This is a genomic window from Legionella sp. PC1000, from assembly GCF_014109805.1.
GTDB lineage: Bacteria > Pseudomonadota > Gammaproteobacteria > Legionellales > Legionellaceae > Legionella > Legionella resiliens.
The window spans coordinates 1,592,409-1,613,355 of the sequence record NZ_CP059400.1; the positions used below are offsets into that span (position 1 = coordinate 1,592,409).

Consider the following 20,947-nt stretch of genomic DNA (forward strand, 5'->3'; position numbering starts at 1 on the left):
ATTTTATCATGTAGTCAATGCAAGTCACTTTCCTGTATGTTTATCAAAAAAGTCCTATTCTGATACATTTTGCATTTGCTAACTTGGGAAAAGATGTGCATAGGTACATTGAAGAATTATTGATTAAAATTATCTTTCATCGAGGTTCTCCCTCGCACTTGTGCATCATCAAAGGACAATATTAGTTTGCAAGAGCTCTAATAAGAGGCGCAGCCCCAAAAATAAAGGAATCCAAATGAGAAAATGTTGGTGTGGGACTACAAAAAATTTAAGTAAATTTGGACCAAATTATGGATTTTGTCTTGATTGCCAGACTCTGGTTTCACAGGCCGGACTTAATGATGAGGAGTTATTAGTAAAGGATGATGAAACGGATTTTTATGGAAAAAAATATTGGATTGAGCACCAGACCCACGATCTAGAACAAGCAGATATTTTTACTCGCTCCAGAACTGATTTAATCGAAAGAAACTTACATTGGATGCAGACCTTACTTAAATATCAAAGCCCTCCGGCCAAGGTACTTGAAATAGGCTGTTGCCACGGCAGCTTTGTTGCGTTGATGAAACAAGCAGGTTATATGGCGTGCGGATTAGAACTCAGTCCTTGGGTTATTGAATATGGCCAACATATTTTTGATGTTCCTATATTGCTAGGGCCAGTTGAACAAGCTAAGCTTGAGCCGGCAAGTTTTGATGTCATTGCATTAATGGATGTGCTTGAGCATTTACCCGACCCGGAAAAAACAATGCGACTTTGCCTTCAATTACTTAAGCCCGGGGGCTGCTTAATCATTCAAACGCCTCAATTCAAAGAAAATGATGTCTATGAAAATCTGAAAGCTGCTAGAGCTCCTTTTTTACAACTGTTAACGCATGATGAACATCTCTATTTATTCAGTCAAACATCAATCAAGCGTTTGTTCTCTAAATTAGGGGCAAATCATATTGCTTTTGAGCCGGCAATATTTGCTCACTATGATATGTTCCTGATTGTTAGCCGTCAACCTCTTAATCCACATTCTCAAGATGAGATTGAAAAGAGTCTTCTTGCAACTGCAAGTGGAAGGATGACCCTGGCATTATTAGATCTTCGCTCTAATTTTTTAAAGTGTCAGAATTCATTAACTGAAGTAGAGGCTGATCGTGCTGAACGGGGGAAACACATTCAATTGTTGTCCACATGGCTTACTGATGCCCGTCAAGAAGTAGAGGAGCTTCAAGAGTATAAAACAAATGCTGAAGCCCAAATTCACTCATTGACCACATGGCTTACTGATGCGCGTCAAGAGGTAGAGGTTCTTCAAGAGTATAAAACAAACGCGGATGCTCAAATCCACTCATTGACCACATGGCTTACTGATGCGCGTCAAGAGGTAGAGGTTCTTCAAGAGTATAAAACAAACGCGGATGCTCAAATCCACTCATTGACCACATGGCTCACTGATGCGCGTCAAGAGGTTGGAGTTCTTCAAGAGTATAAAACAAATGCGGATGCTCAAGTTCAGTCGTTGACTATATGGCTTACTGAAGCGCGTCAAGAGGTAGAGGTTCTTCAAGAGTATAAAACACATGCTGATGCTCAAATTCAATCATTGACAGTCCAGCTTACCGACGCACAGAATTTGCTCTCCTTACCGCTAATAAAAATTGCTCTTAAGACTCTCAATACATGGAATAACCTTTTTACAAAAGTACAATTTTTTAAGAGAATTAAAAATGAAGCAAGAAAATAATCTGCCAAAAATTTCTATTGTGACTCCCTCATATAACCAAGGCTCTTTTCTTCGGCAATGTATTGAATCCGTTCTCTCTCAAAATTATCCAAACTTGGAATATATTATTATTGATGGTGGATCCCATGATGATTCCTTATCAATTATTCATGAATTTGAGCCTTATCTTACTTATTGGGTAAGTGAGCCAGATAAAGGTCAAAGCGATGCAATAAATAAAGGATTCATGAAAGCATCTGGAGAGTTAGTTGCTTGGCTTAATTCCGATGACTACTATCTTCCAGGCGCGTTTGAACAAGTGGTCAATGCGTATCAAATAAATCCACACGCTCCCTTTTTTTTCGGAGATGGATTTCGAGTTTCGAAAACAGGGGAAATACGAACTCGGTTCTTCCCTAAAAACAGTTTAACTTTTGACCGTGCTGCATTAGTTATGGGTTTGAACTATATCTTGCAACCTTCGACATTTATGAATCGCCATTGTTTAGAACAAATAGGGTATCTTAATGTGGAATTAGAGTATGGAATGGATTTTGATTTGTGGATGCGTCTTTCCACATTAGGTGATCCTCATCCTATCCATGGTGTTTTGTCTGCAAATCGGGAATATAACACCACTAAAACCTCAACAGGTTCATTCAAACGCATAGAAGAACTTCGACGTATCTCAATGCAACATTCGGGACTGGAGATGACTCCAGGCGTTTTGCGTTATATGTTGGATAATCTTTATAAATTTGCAAAAAAAAATGAAGATATTTTTCCTGGATGGTATCAAAAAGACATCATAAAATTTGGGAAGAAAACAGGACAGTTAATGGCACAATTTAATGCAAACAAAAATGGTTTTCCACGAAGATCATTAATAAGCCTTCTCAAAAACAAGATAAAATAAATACATGGAATTACGATATGATTATAGGAATTGAACTTCGCCAATTAGTGATTGGTGCTTCTGGAGGCATTTCTCAGCTAGTGAAAGGGATTTGTGAATCGATGTTTATCCTCTATCAAGAGCATCAATTTTTAGTATTTTGTACTCCTTTTAATAGAGCCATGCTGGAGTCTCACTCAGAAAACATTCGTTTTTTTACTTTATCGAGTACTACTTTTTTCTCTGATTTGGATAGAATTGCGGCTGAAAATAACCTTGATGTTCTTTTTCGTACTTATCCTATGGAAGATACATTACAGTTTCCATTAAACAAGCAAATTTTTTTAATCCCTGATATACAACACGAAGTTTATCCTGAGTTTTTCTCTAAAAAAGTACTTCAATCTAGAAGATCATCCTTTTCAAAAGCACTGACTCAGGCAGGAGCTATCGGCACTATATCAGAATTTGCAAAAAAATCCCTTTATGATTTTCCCCAAACAAAATGCAACGATATTTTTCTTATGGAACCCTCTTTACAAAAAGTCCATAGTCTAACAACAACCGAAGATTGTTTGACTGATAAAGAAAAGGCTTTGATTCCTAAAACGCCATTTTTCTTCTTTCCTGCAAATATCTGGAAGCATAAAAATCATATTCGATTGCTGCAAGCTTTTCGTTTCCTTTTAAAAAATAATCGTGATTTAAATGTGACTCTTGTTTTAACTGGTAATAGAGATGGGTGGAAAAAGCTTCATAAAAACAACAAGGACTTGCCTGTTTTACATCTGGGCTTTATTCGGCCTGAATTTTTTCGAATACTTATGGAACGCGCCCAAGCATTGGTTTTTTTCACACTCTACGAAGGCTTTGGGATACCTTTATTAGAAGCTTTTAATACAGGTACCCCCGTTTTATGCAGTAATACTACCAGTCTTCCTGAAGTAGGGGGGGATGCTGTGATTACGTGCTCTCCTTTAGATATCTCAGCAATGGCTTATGCTATGAAAGAGATTCTGCAAAATAATGAGTTGCGTGAAACACTAGTTCAACGTGGTAAAGCACGATTAAATGCATATTCTTGGGAGCGATCAGCACATAATTTATTTGCGGCTTGTGCTCGAGTTGCAGAAAAGACCAGACAAAAGGTCTATGAAGAATCGACATCAAAAAACTTACCCTTAGTATCTATTATCACTCCCTCTTTTAATCAAGGAAGATTTCTCAAGCGCACCATAGATAGTGTACTTACCCAAGACTATCCTCATATTGAATATATTGTAATTGATGGAGGCTCTACTGATAATTCCGTAGATATTCTTCGTTCTTATACTGATCGGTTTTTTTGGAGTTCAGAGCCAGATAATGGACAAACTCATGCCATTAATAAAGGTATGAAGCAGGCAAAGGGAGAAATTCTTGCTTATTTGAACTCTGATGATGTGTTAACTCCCGGCGCTATTCGGAAAGTTGTTGATTTTTTTCTGAATCATCCGCACTGTGATATGGTTTATGGTCAGGCAGATTATATTGATGAACATGATAATATCATTGGTACTTATAAGACGGATGAATATTCATTTAATAGATTGTCCCAAGACTGCATGATATGTCAGCCTTCTGCTTTTTGGCGACGTCGTGTAGTCGAAGAAATTGGATTTTTTGATGAACAACTCCATTTTGTTATGGATTATGACTTCTGGTTACGTATTGCAAAAGCCAACATGGATATCCAGTTTTTGCACGAAAAACTTTCCTGTTCACGCTTATATCCAGAAACTAAGACCCTTTCGGGGCGTATCAAGATCTATCAAGAAATATTTAGCATATGCAAACATCATATTGGTCATACACATCTCAATTATTACCAGGGATACTGGCACCACTTGATTTATGAGAAAAAAAATGCAATCAGTAAGATAGTTGGCTTATTATCCATTAAAGGGATACATCATCCTATCAGCAAGCTACATTACCATTGGTCACGTCGGACTCAGAGCCTTTCAAATCTGACTAAAAGAATTAAAGAATTTGGAAAAACTTCTCTCAAAAAAATTCGTTTTATCAATAAAACTATTTCAAAATCTAACATTCGTGGTTTTTTTTCGGATAATTGGCTCTCAAAAGAATTTTCATGTAACTCGGGCAAGAGAGCCGTTGGAGAAACTCTCTACATAGGTGGAGTTACGCCAATGGACTCAACCATGCTTATTATGGCAGGTAAAAAAAGAGTAGGTCAGTTTCAATTTACTGCCCATCAGTACCAACAAGTATCTATTCCCAATGAGTTAGTAAATAACAAACGAATTTATATACAATTCACTGAGTCTTTTATCGATGCTGCAGGTAGAGAGCTCGCATTCTTACTTCATGATACGAATTTTTTTTCCGAACGAGATACCTGGGTAACTTGAGTATGGTGAGCAGCTATAAGAGATAAACTGCTTTTAAATATTGTTCTCTTTATTATGAGTGTGCTATCTTGAGCAAACGAAAATGCTTTATTAAATATAGGAATTATAAGGATTAATTATGAAAAAGAAGGATTTTTTTGGAGGATTTTTTTTAGGCATAATCGTGGGCGTGATAAGTTTATCTGCTCTGAAATACCCGGGAATTGCACAGAAGACTGAGGCTGATTCAGTACAGGGTATGCAAAAGATCCCTAATGATAAAACGATGAATGTATCTTCAGAAGATGCGCGTTTGCACAATTTATCTCGAGCCGAGATAAAAATTATTAATGTAAGCAATTCATATCCCGAAGAGAAGAGTGGTGATAATTGGTGGTATTGGGTTAAAGATAAGATTGTTTTCCAATTGGAACCCTCCGATGCATCTTCAGAAATGAAAAAAATAAGGTTATTTTTTGAATATGGGATACATGGAGATCAGCAATTAACCATTTATTTGTGGGACAAGAATGACCCCCATAAAATTGTGCTTAATGCAAAAAACGGAGAACGATCCGTTTATGATAAAGTACTTGATATTTCCCCTGCATCGTTGACTAAACTTACCATTGTGACTAATGGAGCAGCTAAGCCTTTAAGCAAAACCGATTCAAGGCGTGCTGCTTATACTATTTCTAATTTAAAAGTTACCCCAGTATAAGTCGACGAAGAGTTGAGGAGCATTGGCCTTACAAAAACAATTAAAATTAAAAGAATCTAAATCACGTGCGGATAATTAAATTTTTTAAGGAATTAAAATGAGGCAAGAAAATAATCTGCCAAAGGTTTCTATTGTGACTCCCTCATTTAACCAAGGCTCTTTTCTTCGGCAGTGTATTGAATCCGTACTCTCTCAAAATTATCCAAACTTGGAGTATATTATTATTGATGGTGGATCTCATGACGATTCCTTATCAATTATCCATGAATTTGAGCCTTATCTTACTTATTGGGTAAGTGAGCCAGATAAAGGTCAAAGCGATGCAATAAATAAAGGGTTCATGAAAGCATCTGGAGAGTTGGTTGCTTGGCTTAATTCCGATGATTACTACCTTCCAGGCGCGTTTGAACAAGTGGTCAATGCGTACCAAATAAATCCACACTCTCCCTTTTTCTTCGGAGATGGATTTCGTGTTTCGGCAACAGGCGAAGTATTGGCCCATTTTTTCCCCAAGAACAGCTTGACTTTCGACCGTGATGCATTAGTTATGGGTTTGAACTATATCTTGCAACCTTCAACATTTATGAATCGCCATTGTTTAGAACAAATAGGGTATCTTAATGTGGAATTAGAGTATGGAATGGATTCTGATTTGTGGATGCGGCTGTCAGCATTGGGTGATCCTCATCCTGTCGATGCTGTTTTGTCTGCAAGCCGAGAATATGCTGCGACTAAAACCTCTATAGGTTCGTTTAAACGCATAGAAGAACTCCGACGGATCTCAATGCAACATTCTGGATTCGAAATGACTCCCGGTGTTCTGTGTTATCTGCTTGATACCTTATATAAATTTGCAAAAAATAACGAAAATATCTTTCCTGGATGGTACCAAGAAGACATCATCAAACTTTGGGAAAAAACAGGACGGTTGATGGCTCAATTTAATGCAGGAAGTGATGGTTTCCCACAAAGATCGCCATAAGCCTTTTCTCTCAAACATAAAGTAAAATCAATGAGTGTAAATTTTTCAATACAGAAACATGGCGATAGTTAATGAATATATTAGATACGAAAATATCTGAAGTGAAAATTATAGAACCTCGAGTTCATGGTGATGAGCGTGGTTTTTTTTTCGAATCATTTCAAGCTGCTCGATATGCGGCATTACTGGGCATACACGATACTTTTGTTCAGGATAATTTATCGAGGTCGCGTAAAGGAGTTTTGCGAGGCTTACATTACCAATATCAGCATGCTCAGGGAAAATTGGTTTCTGTTTTGGCTGGAGAAGTCTTTGATGTGGCTGTTGATATCCGGTTAGGCTCACCAACTTTTGGATTGTGGGTAGGTGTCATTCTTTCTGGAGAGAATAAGCGTCAACTTTGGATCCCCAAAGGCTTTGCCCATGGGTTTTATGTTTTAAGCCCTACTGCCGATTTTTTTTATAAATGCACAGACTTTTATCATCCAGAAAGTGAATTGTCGATTAATTATCGCGATCCAGAATTGGCTATCAATTGGCCTCTATCTGATGATGTGCGGCTTTCGGCAAAAGATATTCAAGCAAGCCCTTTGAACTTAATCGATCGCCAATTTCTGCCGAGATTTATATGAAAATACTAGTTATAGGGGCTAATGGTCAGGTTGGTTCAGAAATTATTCGGCTGTTTATGTCAACAGAACATCAAATTGTTCCTTTGACGCGAAAAGAATTGGACTGTGTTCAGGTCAGTGAAGTGATCTCAACTCTTTCTTTGATTCAACCTGAATTGATTATTAATGCATCTGCATATACGGCTGTAGACAAAGCTGAAGATGAAGTGATGTTGGCTCATATGATTAATGCAGAGTTTGTGCGGCAGTTAGCTCTATATTGTGCCCCGAAAAAAATAAGCTTAATTCATTTGTCCACGGATTATGTTTTTGATGGTACCAGGAAAGGTGCTTACCGCGAGACAGATATTACTCATCCTCAGGGTGTTTATGCTCAATCCAAATTAGCAGGCGAACAAGCAATTATCTCACAACTCAAGGAGCATATCATATTACGTGTGAGTTGGGTCTTTGGCGTGTATGGAACAAATTTTGTAAAAACAATTTTAAAACTGGCTTCATCGAGAGAGGAACTGAGCGTCGTTGCAGACCAATGGGGTAGGCCAACTGCAGCGCAAGATATTGCCAGGGTAGTACTGGCGATTGTAGCGAAAATAAGTACGCCATCTTTTAACGATTGGGGGATTTACCATTATGCGGGGAAGGGTATAACTAATTGGTATGAATTCTCACGTTTTTTTATTGATCTTGCCAAGAAAAAAGGAATGAGTTTGACGCTCACTCATTTAAGGCCCATAAAATCGGAAGAATATGTGACTAAAGCGGTAAGGCCAAAAAATTCAGTTTTAAATACAACAAAAATCGAACAAATATTAAATATTCAATGCCAAAGTTGGAAGGATTATTTACCAGGAGTAGTGGAGCATCTCATGGAACAAAATATCTCATAACGAATCACTTGGCCCCATTATACTTACTACTCCACGCCAAGTTTGTCTTTTATCATTTTTGTTCAATTAACTGAAGTAAATAAGTTCCATAACTATTTTTACTTAGTTTAAGACCAATTTCTTTAAGCATTTCTGCGCTTATCCAATTGTTTTTGTAAGCGATTTCTTCTAAACAAGCGATTTTCAATCCTTGACGATGTTCAATAGTTTGTACAAAGGAACTTGCGGCTAAAAGACTTTCAGGAGTACCCGTATCTAACCAGGCAAATCCACGTCCAAGTAGCTCGACGTGAAGATTTCCGCATTCAAGGTAGAACTGATTAATACACGATATTTCCAGTTCACCCCGATAGGATGGGCGTACTTGTTTGGCAAGGTTTATCACTTGATTATCATAAAAATAAAGTCCGGTTATAGCATAGTTTGATTTAGGATTTGTTGGCTTTTCTTCAATTAATATTGCTTTCATGTGCTCGTCAAAAGAGACAACGCCAAAGTGTTCGGGGTCTTTTACTGGATAAGCAAAAATAGTGGCTCCTGTTTGACGTGCGGAAATTTCTTGTAATTTTTTTGTAAATCCAAGCCCATAAAATATATTGTCACCTAATACCAAACACACATTATCTTGACCTATAAACTCTTCACCAATAATAAAGGCTTGTACTAAGCCATCTGGACTGGGTTGTAATGCATACTGTATTTTTATGCCAAATTGTTCCCCATTTCCTAAGATTCGTTGATATGCTGGGCGATCTTCGGGGGTAGTAATCACAAGAATTTCACGAATACCCGCTAACATGAGAACTGATAAGGGATAATAAATCATGGGCTTATCATAAATAGGAAGTAATTGTTTTGAGATGCCCTGCGTTATAGGGTAAAGACGTGTACCTGAGCCTCCTGCGAGCACGATTCCTTTCATGTTGATAATTCCTTTTCAGTAACTCGTAATTGTTTCTGTTGTAGAAGTTTGTTTAGAATATTTTGGCACCAACTTTGATTATTTAAATACCATTCCACTGTTTTCCGTATTCCTGTTTCAAAGGTTTCTCTGGGCTTCCATCCTAATTCCCGTTGAATTTTTGTTGCATCAATAGCATAACGTAGATCATGGCCTGAGCGGTCTTTAACGTACGTAATTAAGTCTTTGTAGAAAGAAATATGTGCTGGTTTTTGGGGGACTAATTCTTCTAATAGATCACATACTGTATGAACTACTTCAATATTTTGTTTCTCATTATTCCCGCCAATATTATAGGTAGAACCTATTACCCCATTTTTTAAAACCATGTAAAGAGCATGAACATGATCATTGACATACAACCAATCTCGAATTTGCGTTCCATTGCCATACACGGGTAAATTTTTTCCAGCAAGGGCATTCAGAATTATAACCGGAATTAATTTTTCAGGATATTGATAAGGACCATAATTATTAGAACAATTCGTTATTATTGTTGGTAATCCATAAGTTCGATGCCATGCTCTAACTAAATGATCTGAACTTGCCTTACTTGCTGAGTATGGAGAGCTTGGCGCATAAGAAGTTGTCTCCGTAAAGAATTCATTTTTATTTTCAAGATCACCAAATACTTCATCTGTAGAGATATGATGAAAACGAAATGATTGGCGTTGTATTGCAGGCAATGATTGCCAATAAACGCGTGCGGCTTCAAGCAAACTATAAGTCCCAATAATATTTGTTTGTATGAACTCAGCTGGCCCATCAATAGAGCGATCGACATGACTTTCTGCTGCTAAATGCATGATTGCATCTGGCTGAAATTTAGAAAATAGATGATTTATTTGATCGTGGGAGCGAATATCTACTTGTTGAAAAATATGACGTGGGTTGTTGATGATGCGATTAAGCGAATCTAAATTTCCAGCATAAGTCAGTTTATCAACATTGATTACTGTATCCGTAGTACTTTCAATAAGATATCGAACCACTGCAGAACCAATAAAGCCCGCGCCACCAGTAACTAGAATTTTCATTTTACTACCTTGTAAAACGTTCCTATTATCCTATCTCAAAGAGATTTAAAGGTATTTATCTTATTGATTATTGCCATTATTCTCAATGGGAGAGGAAACTGTCAAGATTAAAATTATTTATTGCATTATGGTTGCATTTCTTAGACTGAAGTTTCACCAAAATTTAAATAAATCGATATCTACAGCATGTCCGAATGCGTTCATTTTGTTCAAAACTGCATGAATGTTTTTAAAAATGCTCCTTTACCTGATTTAAAAAATCGCCTAATCTTAAGCCAAGGAAAACTACCAACGAGTAGTTAAGTCAAAATTTCAGCGTTTCAGGTTATCTATTTAGGAGAGTCATTCATGCGTAAATTAGTACTCTGGGGACATAGTGTTGATGAGTATCGTGAGATGTTTGATTTGTCTCAAGAGGATATGAATTCCAAGATTTTAGAATATGGATGTGGTCCCAGTGCAGTAAACGCCCAACAGTTTCAGGAAGCGCATCAAGCCGTAAGTTGTGATCCTTTGTTTGTTTTGGATAAAGATACATTATCCTCCAAGGCGGTTATGATTTTTGCACAAATGGCAGATGAAGTACGTCGAGAACAAGATCAATTTGATTTCAGCCGCACTGGAGGTATAGAGCAATTACTGGAAAACCGTCGTAATGGCATGAAAAAATTCTTTGCCGATTATGAGCAGGGTAAGGCTGAAGGACGATATTATGGTGCAGCAGATTACCATTTACCTTATCCGGATTTCTCTTTTGATTTTGCATTAAGCGCGAATTACTTGTTTGCTGATTTGGAAGATCAAACAGTCGAATTTCATGTAAATGTAATTCGTGAATTAGCAAGAGTAGCCAAAGAAGTAAGAATTTTTCCCTTAAATGACGTGGAAGGTAAGACCTCTGAGTTCTTAGGTCCCGTATTGCTTGAATTACAAAAAGAAGGATACGGAGTAGAAATTAGAGAAGTAGATTATCATTTGCATAAGTCTGAAAACGCAATGCTGCGTGTTTGGGCGCAGAAATGTGATATCTAAATTAAAGTAAGTTAGGGAAAAGCGCTGTGCCTTTGCCATTAAGTTAAGAAGTACACGATTTTAACCCTACGTTCCGCATGGGCAAGCCGCGGGACGTGGGTAAGAGAGATGACACGTAGTATAACCCAGGAAAATCAAGGTTTTTTATGTATTCAATGTTACGTCCTTTACTTTTTAGTATGGATCCTGAAAGTGCACATACTTTTAGTTTATCTGCTTTGCATTATGTACCTGAGTTTTGTTTTAAAAAGGCTAAGCCTAAACCTACGGCAGCCTTAGGATTACAATTTCCTCATGTTGTTGGTTTGGCAGCAGGTTTGGATAAAAACGGAGAGCATTTGGATGCATTAGCCAAATTAGGTTTTTCTTTTATCGAATTGGGAACAGTCACACCAAGACCACAAATCGGTAACCCAAAACCACGATTATTTCGGTTACCGGGAGCTGATGCAATTATTAATCGCATGGGGTTTAATAACCAGGGTGTAGATGCTTTGGTGAACCATGTAAAAAAAGCACATTATAAAGGAATTCTGGGCATCAATATCGGTAAAAATAAAGAGACTTCGTTAGAGCATGCTGCGGAGGATTACATTCATTGTTTGAGAAAAGTGTATGAATATGCTTCATATGTAACCATCAATATTTCCTCACCGAATACTCCCGATCTTCGCCAATTACAGCAGAAAGAGTATTTTGCCAATTTATTGTCGCAAATTCAGGCGGAACAAATTAAATTATCTGATACATTCCAGCGCCATGTTCCCTTGGTGATTAAAATATCACCAGATGAAGCGCCAGAAACATTAAAACAAATGACTGAAGTGATTTTGAATTATGGTATTGAAGGAATTATTGCGACGAATACAACCTGCTCTCGCAACGGAGTGTCTCATTTACCTTATGCTGAAGAAACCGGGGGGCTAAGCGGTAAACCGGTATGGGAGCTATCTACTCAGTGCTTGCGCTTGCTAAAACACTATGTAGGTAACGACGTAACTTTAATTGGCGTCGGGGGTATCGATAATTGCAGGAGCGCGCAGGCAAAGTTGGATGCAGGTGCTTCATTAATCCAGGTATATACGGGTTTGATTTACCAGGGACCTGGGTTGGTATATGAGTTAGCAAAAGGATTAAAATAAAATAGTAGATAAATAGATAAAAGAATTCTGTGTTCATCTCTTCTATATACGGCGCTTTATGCGTGGTATCCAGGACGATGCGTTGAAGTATTCCTGAGTTCTTTTTTAAAGTAAGATTCTCTGGATACCGCGCATAAAGCGCGGTACGTAAGGCAAAATTCGTGAGATTTTCTCTGGATTCGATGGAATAATATTTAAGATGAAATGTATTACTAAAGATCTGACAGCACAAATGGAGTCTTGCATCAAGCAAACTCATATCGAAGTAACACAGCAGTATTCTCAAGGAAAGATCTTGGAAATTAATGGAGGAGCTGCGTGTTTTTCAGGATTTGATTCATACTTGTCACAGGTAGTAGGATGGGGATTTAATACGAAATTTAAGCATTTTCAGTCTGAAATTGAATGCATAGAACAATTTTATAAGACATTAAATCATAAACGAGTAGATATTGAATTATGTCCTTTTGTCGGAAATGAACTCACCGCATTTTTAAGTCAGCGGGGTTATTGCATCAGTGAATTAAATAATGTCTCAATCCTGGATTTAAAAACATATCAACCACTTGATTGCGCTGCAGGTTCTTTAACAATTAGAAAAATAAAATCCAGCGAAACAAGAGAGTGGGCGAAAAGAGTAGCGCTAGGCTTTGATGCTCCTGAAGCTGAAGATCAATTTGTTCGTTATGCCCAATCTAAGGGAGTCAGTGCCTATGCTGTTTATGATAATGAGTTCATTGTAGCTGGGGCAACACTTGCCATGCATGGCGACTTTTGTGATTTAGGGGTTACCAGTACTTTACCTGCTTACCGAGGGAAGGGGTTACAAAAAAAATTATTAGTAACCCGATTGAATACAGCAAAACAGCATGGGTTGTCTTGGGCAACGGTTACAACAGAGCCTGGGAGCGTTTCCGATTGTAATGTGCAAAAAATAGGATTTCATTGTGCCTATACACGAATCAAAATGACCTTGGAATGATGTTTATTTGCCAATAGATAGCGGCAGCGGTTTTTAAATGTGAACGAATATTCATCCCTGGTTCCATTGCGCTGTACCCAGGCGCATAGGCGCTTTAAGGAATATTAGCACTTCAATGTAATAACAGTTACAATAACCCATGTTTCGATTGAACCACTTGTCATGAAAAAGAAACTTTCTGTTAAAACCAGCATTTTATACAAACGTTTGTTAGCTTATGTGAAGCCATTTTGGGCCATACTGGCATTAGGTATTTTTGCCAATATTTTGTATTCCCTGATTGATGCAGGTTTTACTTACATGATGCGGCCTTTTTTTGATAAAAGTTTTATTAATGTTGATATGGATTTTATTAAAAAAATTCCTTATATCATTCTAATAGGGATTACTTTGAGGGGGCTGGTGAGCTCCGTGGGCAGTTATTGTATGACCTGGGTTGCGCGCGCTGTGGTTAAAGTATTAAGGGAAAAAGTTTTTAACCATATTCTTCGCTTACCTGCGGATTTTTACGATGAAGCAACTTCAGGACAAATGCTTTCTAAAATTCTTTATGATGTAGAACAAGTAGCTCAGGTTAGTGCAGAGGCTTTGACAGATATTGTTCAAAATACGTGTTTAATTATAGGCTTTCTCACTGTCATGATGGTGATTTGCTGGCAATTATCCCTTATGTTTCTGTTAACCATTCCCTTTGTTGGTCTTATTGTGAACTACACCAATAAACGTGTGCGACGAATCAGTCATAAAGTACAAAAAACAATGGTCGAGGTGACTGAGATTGCGAGTGAAGCAATAGAAAGTTATAAAGTAGTGCGCATTTTTGGAGGTGCTTCTTATGAATCTGAAAAATTTACTAAAGCCATAGAGTATTCACGTCAGAACGACATGAAAGTTGCAGCAAGTAAGGCACTTAATGTCTCTGGAGTGCAAATTGTTATCGGTATAGGGATTGCAGCAATCATTGCGGCAGCCATTAAATTGTCTACGGTAGTGATTATTTCTGCAGGATCTTTTTTAGCAATTATCGCGGCAATGATTCAGTTAATTAAACCGATGAAAACCCTCACTACTTTAAATGCGGTAATTCAAAAAGGGTTGGCTGGAGCAGAAAGTGTCTTTCATCTGTTGGATCTCCCTGTAGAACAAGACCAAGGAATTGTTCTATCGCAAAGATCAAAGGGCTCTCTAGAGTTTAAGCATGTATCTTATGCTTACAGACAAGGGGAAAAGGTATTACATGATGTAAATTTTACTGTTGAATCGGGTAAAACAGTTGCATTGGTAGGACATTCTGGAAGCGGTAAAACGACTATAGCCAGTTTATTACCTCGTTTTTATGAAGTAACTCAAGGTATGATTACTCTGGATAATATACCCATCAATCAAATAAGTTTAGCCAGTTTACGTGAGCAAATGGCTTTGGTAAGCCAAAATGTGACGCTTTTTAATGATACTTTGGCTAATAATATAGCGTATGGTCGCCCAGATGTAAGCCGACAACAAATTATACGCGCCGCTAAAATGGCGTTTGCCGATGAATTTATTAGTCGTTTACCCGAAGGGTATGATACACGTGTTGGCGAAAATGGGGTGTTGCTTTCTGGCGGTCAGCGGCAAAGAATAGCAATTGCGCGTGCCATTTTGAAGAATGCACCCATTTTAATTCTCGATGAAGCAACATCTGCCTTGGATAGTGAATCAGAACGATTCATACAAATTGCTTTAGAAGAAGTAATGAAAAATCGAACGACTATAGTCATTGCACACCGTTTATCAACGATTAAGCATGCAGATAAAATTATTGTGATGCAGAACGGATGCATTGTAGAGCAAGGCACCCACCAAGAATTACTTGATGCACAAGGATATTACGCCCAGCTTCAAGGCATACAAAACTCAGATACAATTCATGAGGATGCACTAGCCTGATGTCTTCGTTCCTGGAACAGCTATGGTATGGCCATCATCACCCTCTACAATGGATATTGCGTCCATTATCTTGGGGTTATTCCGTGATTGTTTCGGCTAGACGCTATTTTTTGCAACGTTTTAGTCAAATAAGTTGCCCAGTTCCTCTCATTGTTGTTGGTAATATAACAGTTGGGGGGGTGGGTAAAACCCCTTTGGTTATTGAATTGGCCAAGAGAATACAACAAAAAGGATTAAGGGTTGGCATTGTGAGTCGTGGTTATGGAGCAACAATAAAGCAATTCCCCTATGAGGTTCAAGTCAATGATTCCGCTCTAAAAGTTGGAGATGAGCCCTTGCTGTTAGCACAAAAAACCAAATGTCCGGTAGTAATTTCTCCCAAACGAACCCAGGCTGTACGCTATCTTTTAGAAAAACATCAAAGCCAAATCATTATCAGCGATGATGGATTACAGCATTACCGTATGGGAAGAGCTATTGAAATTGCTGTTATTGATGGGACTCGGGGATTAGGGAATGGTTTGTGTTTACCGGCAGGCCCCCTAAGAGAATCTGCTCTGCGCCTGGAACAAGTTGATTTTATTGTGGTAAATGAAGGTCAATGGAACAATGCATATCCCATGAAATTAAAACCCGGAAAAATTAAAAAATTAAGTACGGATGAGGACATTGATGTACATACATATGGAAAATGGGAAGCGATTGCTGCAATTGGTAATCCTCAACGTTTTTATTCCACTTTATTGCAATTAGGGATAGAATTCGACAGTTGTTCTTATCCTGATCATTATCAGTTTAAGCCAGATGATTTGAATTATTCCAAATCACCTATTATTATGACGGAAAAAGATGCAGTGAAATGCCGAGCATTCAGTTCGGACACCATGCATTATTTACCTGTGGACGCTGTATTGGATGATGCATTTTGGGACGCATTGTGGTTACATCAACAGTTAAAGGGTTATTGCTGATTATGTTTGCTTGGATTCGCTGTTTTTTATTTTTAATAATATTCCACATATGTACAGGGGTGTTTGCATCTGAAGTGGAGCCCATGCCGCAACCGGTACAATCCGTCGAACCAACCATTGGAAGTTGGACTTTTTCGGGTATGGTGAAAAATGAGAGCGGGGATAAATACGGCTATTTTTTTGAAATGCAGCGTCAAGGCTCAGATTTCCATACTAAAGCTGCGTTAATTGATGGACAAACAAACCAATTGGTATTTTTTTACGAAGGCAAAGAAAAAAAAGAACAATCGACAACGCTTGATTGGCATGTCGGTAATTCGTTTATTCGTTTCAATCCAATTAATGACAGCTGGATTTTTGGTGTTAAAGCAGCAGACAAAAAAGGTTTTAATTTCAAGGTGGACATGTTAAAGCAAGAAAATAAGAACAATGAAACCTTAGTCTTGCGTCCTGGTGTACAATTTTCCGTATTACAGACAAGCCAGCTTAATGGACATTTACGGATTGATGATAAAGAACAATTTGTTACCGGGAACAAAGCCTGGTTTGGTAAATTAGTGTTAAACAACGATCAAAAAGATGCTCATGAGATTAATACCACTTTTTGTCGTTTAAATGATGAGAATGGATTTTATTTTGCAAATCTTAAAGAAAAGGATGCAACCAGCGCAGCTGTTGCAGGTTGGCTTGATCCTTTGGGTAATAAAGTAAAAATGTCTCAATTTGTTTCATTAAAGCCTTTAAAAGATGATCAGTGCATGCTGAGTATTGGATTGCCCAAACTGCATTTAACATTGGTGAATACTCTGAAGGCAAATGATCCCACAACACATACTGTTGCAGGCTTTTCTAAAGACAGTCGAGAGGGTTTTTGTTTTGTGACGCAACAATCATTTTTAAAAAATACTGAACTCGATATGAAGAATGTCAAGTTAACGGCTTGATTTTTATTCGTTTCGCAGCCTGGGTGCAGCGCACTGAGGGATCGAAGAGCCTCCAATAATTTTTTCGCCTACGTACCGCGCTTTATGCGCGGTACGTAGAGAAATTTTAAATAAAAACTGACGATACCTCAGGTGCCGCAGCCTGGGATTAAGACTAGGTACTCAGGCATGAGAATATCTTAGGTAAGTATCATGGTTGAATCTTCTCTTTCAACAGTTGTACCTTCCGGTTGCACTATTTCTTCTTGCTTCTTGTCCTTGCGGCTTGTAGCTTGAGTGCTGCTCATTGCATTTAATTTTTTCACTACTTCAGGAGGCAAAGCAAGCTCTGGAGGAACTGTTTTTTTAGTAGATTCCCCCCCTACATTTAATGCCTTCGTCATCTTTTTATGCGAAGTAGACTGTGGTTGTTCCAGATGAGGGTCTAATTTTGCTTCTAATTGTAGTGCTAATTTAGGATTTAAAATCCACATGGCATCGGCTAGAGCTGGGATACACATATTAGGCTCATCATTTACCCACCAACCTAAATCCGCCATCGCATCACGTACCAAGTTTGCCTGTTTGTTATGTTTATCGAGTGCATAGCGCAATATGGTGACAAGTGCTTTCTGTGGTTCATCATAGTCAATAGGAAGTTCTTTATTCCAACTCAAAAATTTAAACCAAGTGTTTTCCAATTTTTCATCATATTTTTTTTGAAATATATCGCATAAATGTTCTGTGCTTTGCTCTTTTGGCGCTGATATCTTGTATTGACCCAGGACTTCTTTACTTTTGTAAAATTCAGACATTAACAAGGCATGCATGGTGGCGGTTGGATGAACATCATCCCAAAACATATGCCTCATACCAGGAGATGTTCCATCAGGATTTATCTTATAATCTGATGAGTCTTTGTACGCTTCTTTTAGTTTTTTGACGTCAAAGTATTGAGCGTATTTTGATTGTTTACCGTGTATACGAACATCATCATAAATCTTACTAAAGACAGTGTTGATATCGAATAGATCAATAGAGCAATCAGAATAATCTTTTTTTAGTTTTTCATATTCAGCTTTTAATTTCTCATTATAATATTTTGCTATTTTTGCAGCGTTATCTCGTTCTGATTTAGGCTTATTCTGAAAACGCGGCGTTAATGATAAATCGGGCAAATTACATAGAACAATATTTTTATAACCTTTATCCATTAATTTCTTAATATTCTCAAGGTTACTTTTTATAGCCAGATCAGCTGCTTCTTTTGTTGGTTCTGAATTAGCTGTAATTAAATCATTGGCTCCAGAAAATACAGTAATCAAAGTCTTTTCTTTTTCGTCGGAAATTTCTTGTTTCTCAACGTCTTCTAAGAATTGATTCACTTGCTTAGTCAAGTTGGATACTATTAAGCGAGTGAAAAAAAGCTTTATCGAGGTAAATGGAGAAAGAATGGAAAGAAAAAGACCACTCCAGCTGTAGTTATAGGATGTTGCACCGCCTTGGGCGTAGTTTGCAAAGAAATTTTGTCCGTTATATTGAGCAGTACGGCCATTATCGAGTGAATAATATTCTTCAATATCTTTTCTATAACGCGGATCTGTTATTACCTGATCCGATATATCATCAGAAGATTCTCGCAGAGCAGGAGCTTTTAAAAGTCCCCTTTTTCTCTGAATAAACTCACGTTGAACATTCGTTTTATGTCGATGTGCGATTGCAACATCAGCTATATCCGTGTTATCTATTATATGCCTAGGATTTATTGGACCTTCTGGCGCAAATAGATGTGCTTCTTCTCTGGCTTCTATTCGCTTTTTGCGTCGTACCTCTCTTATTTCTGATCGTATTTCATCTTCAGTATAATTTTTTTCGGGTGAATAGAGAACATCATCACCTATATCTGTATTATCCAGGTTATATTTTCCAAAACGACGTGCAGAATCTTTTTTTATTTTATCGTCATTAAGGAATTTACTGATGAGAGTGGCTCGAAGCACATCTGCCCAAGTATAACCATTGGTGAAGCGTTCTTTAGGAGACTTATCTAATCCTAATGTTTTTTTCCATAATCCGTTGATCCAGGAGCCTAGGAAAGAAAACTTTTCACCCATATTTTTACCGTCGGAAAGGCTATCACCCAATACGACATAGTGGGTAATTTCTTTTTTAGGTTTGGAGGGTTTGGGCTCTCTTTTGGCTTCTGCCATATAAAATAACTACATGCTGATCAATAATTGTATATTTTATAGGTTAATTATTAAGGTTTTATTAATCAAATTAAGCATGGCGAGAAAGAAACGTAAAAAAGGAGAAAAGATAAATAGTTAGCGTAACTATATCTCTTTCTCCGGGAGAAATTGGGATAAAACGCTGGCAATTACTAATGCAGCTGGAATGATTAAAAGAGTAAGTTGATAATCCCCTAAGGTATAGCTATTAGTATTGCTTTTGGCGTAGTCAAGTAAATAACCTACAAGCGGCTGTAGGAGTGGGGCAGTGGCCATGGCTAACGTATTGGTGAATCCAGTACAAGCAGAGAGTGATTCGGGCGGTGCCAGTTCATTGGCAATGGTAAACGCAAGCATATAGGCCCCACAACACAGTCCAATTGCAAACAACATAATTCCAACAAGCAGCAGGTTATGTATCGGTAAATAAAGAACAAGGATGAATAAAATGGCAGTTGATAAACAGGAAATATGGATTAACGGTTTGCGCCGAGACAGTTGTATGGAGAGCCAACCATAAATGGGACAGCTCAACCCCGCCCCCAACAAGATCATTGAGGTAAGAATACTGGCGCATTCTAGAGAGCACTTCAATTTTAACTGGAGAAAAGGAACTGCCCACATTGCAGCAAAAACAGTAATAACCGAAAACTCTAATCCAACAAATAATCCATTAAACCATACCAATTTATTTTTTAACATGAGCACCAAATGCTTTTTATACTGCTGATAATTATTGATTACAGGTTTGTTACTGGGAATAAACGCCGCACATAAAACAGCAATTAAAAGACCAACTACTCCGGCTCCTGCAAGAAAATAATGCCAGCTAATGTGATTTATCTGCGATCCCATTCCAATCATGCTCAATACAGTAATTGTAAATCCTAGTGTTTCGGTAAGCCCAATCATAAAAGCATAATGTTTTAGAGGATAATGTTGGCGTAGTATTCGCGTCATACCCACAAATGCAAAAGCGGAGCCGCCTCCGATAATCAGTCGGCCAAGGAATAACACAAATAAGTTATTTCCTATAGAAAATAATAAACAGCCCAAAGCACACAAGAGTGCGTTTAAGGACATTAAGGTTCGTGTATTAAATCGATCAAAAAGAAGCCCTACAGGAATTTGCATTGTGGTATAGACATAATAAAAGGCACTGCTTAGTAGGCCGGCAGTGAATGCAGTGAGTTGTTTCTCATGCATTATGGCGCCAATAACAATTCCAGAAGATAATTGTAAGAAAAATTGAAATAATAGAAAAAATACGCCGACTAACCATATGGTGGTTCTTTTGGATTTGCATGAATGTGTTGAGGCTAATAAATTCATTAATTCTGTTTCGACAAAAAGGCGAAATATATAGCATCCTGGAGAAAGTGTAAATTTATTTTAAAAAATGTGAGCACTTATTGTAGCTTGTCTGCTGGGTGCGGCGCATTGACCTGGGGTTAGGGGTATGAAGGAATTCTTTGATCTCGGGTTTCGCTGCACCCAGGCTACAAAGCTATA

General features: G+C 37.8%; 17 protein-coding genes. 13 read left to right on the forward strand and 4 right to left on the reverse strand.

Going from position 1 to position 20,947, the window contains the following annotated elements; genetic code table 11:
* The first annotated feature begins 235 nt into the window (after positions 1-235).
* The 7 genes from FOLKNPGA_RS06975 to rfbD all read left to right on the forward strand — a co-directional run bounded on the left by FOLKNPGA_RS06975 (position 236) and on the right by rfbD (position 8,227).
* Positions 236-1,735: a bifunctional 2-polyprenyl-6-hydroxyphenol methylase/3-demethylubiquinol 3-O-methyltransferase UbiG gene (locus FOLKNPGA_RS06975; protein WP_182352354.1), complete on the forward strand. Its 1,500-nt coding sequence runs from the start codon at positions 236-238 to the stop codon at positions 1,733-1,735.
* Complete coding sequence (locus FOLKNPGA_RS18880) at positions 1,719-2,630, forward strand: glycosyltransferase family 2 protein (RefSeq protein WP_232890827.1); 912 nt, start codon at positions 1,719-1,721, stop codon at positions 2,628-2,630. Before FOLKNPGA_RS06975 ends, FOLKNPGA_RS18880 begins: the two co-directional genes overlap by 17 nt.
* A 17-nt stretch (positions 2,631-2,647) precedes the next feature.
* Positions 2,648-5,023 (forward strand): glycosyltransferase, encoded by a 2,376-nt coding sequence (locus tag FOLKNPGA_RS06985; protein WP_182352355.1) that lies wholly within the window; start codon positions 2,648-2,650, stop codon positions 5,021-5,023.
* Positions 5,024-5,141: 118 nt separating this feature from the next.
* Positions 5,142-5,723 carry a hypothetical protein gene (locus FOLKNPGA_RS06990; protein WP_182352356.1) on the forward strand — a complete coding sequence of 194 codons (582 nt, stop codon included), beginning with the start codon at positions 5,142-5,144 and terminating at the stop codon, positions 5,721-5,723.
* A gap of 97 nt (positions 5,724-5,820) precedes the next feature.
* Positions 5,821-6,705: a glycosyltransferase family 2 protein gene (locus FOLKNPGA_RS18885; protein WP_255466066.1), complete on the forward strand. Its 885-nt coding sequence runs from the start codon at positions 5,821-5,823 to the stop codon at positions 6,703-6,705.
* Between the two features lie 71 nt (positions 6,706-6,776).
* Positions 6,777-7,337 (forward strand): dTDP-4-dehydrorhamnose 3,5-epimerase, encoded by a 561-nt coding sequence (rfbC, locus tag FOLKNPGA_RS07000; protein ID WP_182352357.1) that lies wholly within the window; start codon positions 6,777-6,779, stop codon positions 7,335-7,337.
* Positions 7,334-8,227, forward strand: coding sequence for a dTDP-4-dehydrorhamnose reductase (gene rfbD / locus FOLKNPGA_RS07005; RefSeq protein WP_182352358.1), 894 nt, complete (start codon positions 7,334-7,336; stop codon positions 8,225-8,227). Before rfbC ends, rfbD begins: the two co-directional genes overlap by 4 nt.
* A gap of 52 nt (positions 8,228-8,279) precedes the next feature.
* On the opposite strand, the gene rfbA is transcribed toward rfbD, so the two are convergent.
* Both rfbA and rfbB read right to left on the reverse strand, forming a co-directional pair.
* The gene (gene rfbA, locus FOLKNPGA_RS07010) at positions 8,280-9,149 is read right to left on the reverse strand and encodes a glucose-1-phosphate thymidylyltransferase RfbA (protein ID WP_182352359.1); all 870 of its coding nucleotides are present in this window, start codon (positions 9,147-9,149) and stop codon (positions 8,280-8,282) included.
* Positions 9,146-10,225, reverse strand: a complete 1,080-nt coding sequence (gene rfbB / locus FOLKNPGA_RS07015) for a dTDP-glucose 4,6-dehydratase (RefSeq protein WP_182352360.1) — start codon at positions 10,223-10,225, stop codon at positions 9,146-9,148. The genes rfbA and rfbB overlap by 4 nt, the downstream gene beginning before the upstream one ends.
* Before the next feature lie 348 nt (positions 10,226-10,573).
* Between rfbB and FOLKNPGA_RS07020 the strand changes: the two genes are divergently transcribed.
* The 6 genes from FOLKNPGA_RS07020 (at position 10,574) to FOLKNPGA_RS07045 (ending at position 17,225) form a co-directional block, all read left to right on the forward strand.
* Positions 10,574-11,257, forward strand: a complete 684-nt coding sequence (locus tag FOLKNPGA_RS07020) for a hypothetical protein (protein ID WP_182352361.1) — start codon at positions 10,574-10,576, stop codon at positions 11,255-11,257.
* 146 nt (positions 11,258-11,403) lie between these two features.
* Positions 11,404-12,399 carry a quinone-dependent dihydroorotate dehydrogenase gene (locus FOLKNPGA_RS07025; protein WP_182352362.1) on the forward strand — a complete coding sequence of 332 codons (996 nt, stop codon included), beginning with the start codon at positions 11,404-11,406 and terminating at the stop codon, positions 12,397-12,399.
* A gap of 199 nt (positions 12,400-12,598) precedes the next feature.
* Positions 12,599-13,381, forward strand: a complete 783-nt coding sequence (locus FOLKNPGA_RS07030; protein WP_182352363.1) for a GNAT family N-acetyltransferase — start codon at positions 12,599-12,601, stop codon at positions 13,379-13,381.
* Positions 13,382-13,543: 162 nt separating this feature from the next.
* Positions 13,544-15,310 carry a lipid A export permease/ATP-binding protein MsbA gene (gene msbA, locus FOLKNPGA_RS07035; protein ID WP_182352364.1) on the forward strand — a complete coding sequence of 589 codons (1,767 nt, stop codon included), beginning with the start codon at positions 13,544-13,546 and terminating at the stop codon, positions 15,308-15,310.
* Positions 15,310-16,281, forward strand: a complete 972-nt coding sequence (gene lpxK, locus FOLKNPGA_RS07040; protein ID WP_182352365.1) for a tetraacyldisaccharide 4'-kinase — start codon at positions 15,310-15,312, stop codon at positions 16,279-16,281. Before msbA ends, lpxK begins: the two co-directional genes overlap by 1 nt.
* Positions 16,282-16,283: 2 nt before the next feature.
* Entirely contained in the window at positions 16,284-17,225 is a 942-nt protein-coding gene (locus FOLKNPGA_RS07045) for a hypothetical protein (protein WP_182352791.1), read from the forward strand.
* 179 nt (positions 17,226-17,404) lie between these two features.
* Here the strand turns inward: FOLKNPGA_RS07045 and FOLKNPGA_RS07050 are convergent, their stop codons facing one another.
* Both FOLKNPGA_RS07050 and FOLKNPGA_RS07055 read right to left on the reverse strand, forming a co-directional pair.
* Positions 17,405-19,414: an SGNH/GDSL hydrolase family protein gene (locus tag FOLKNPGA_RS07050; protein WP_182352366.1), complete on the reverse strand. Its 2,010-nt coding sequence runs from the start codon at positions 19,412-19,414 to the stop codon at positions 17,405-17,407.
* 126 nt (positions 19,415-19,540) lie between these two features.
* Positions 19,541-20,767 (reverse strand): MFS transporter, encoded by a 1,227-nt coding sequence (locus tag FOLKNPGA_RS07055; RefSeq protein ID WP_182352367.1) that lies wholly within the window; start codon positions 20,765-20,767, stop codon positions 19,541-19,543.
* Between the last annotated feature and the right edge of the window lie 180 nt (positions 20,768-20,947).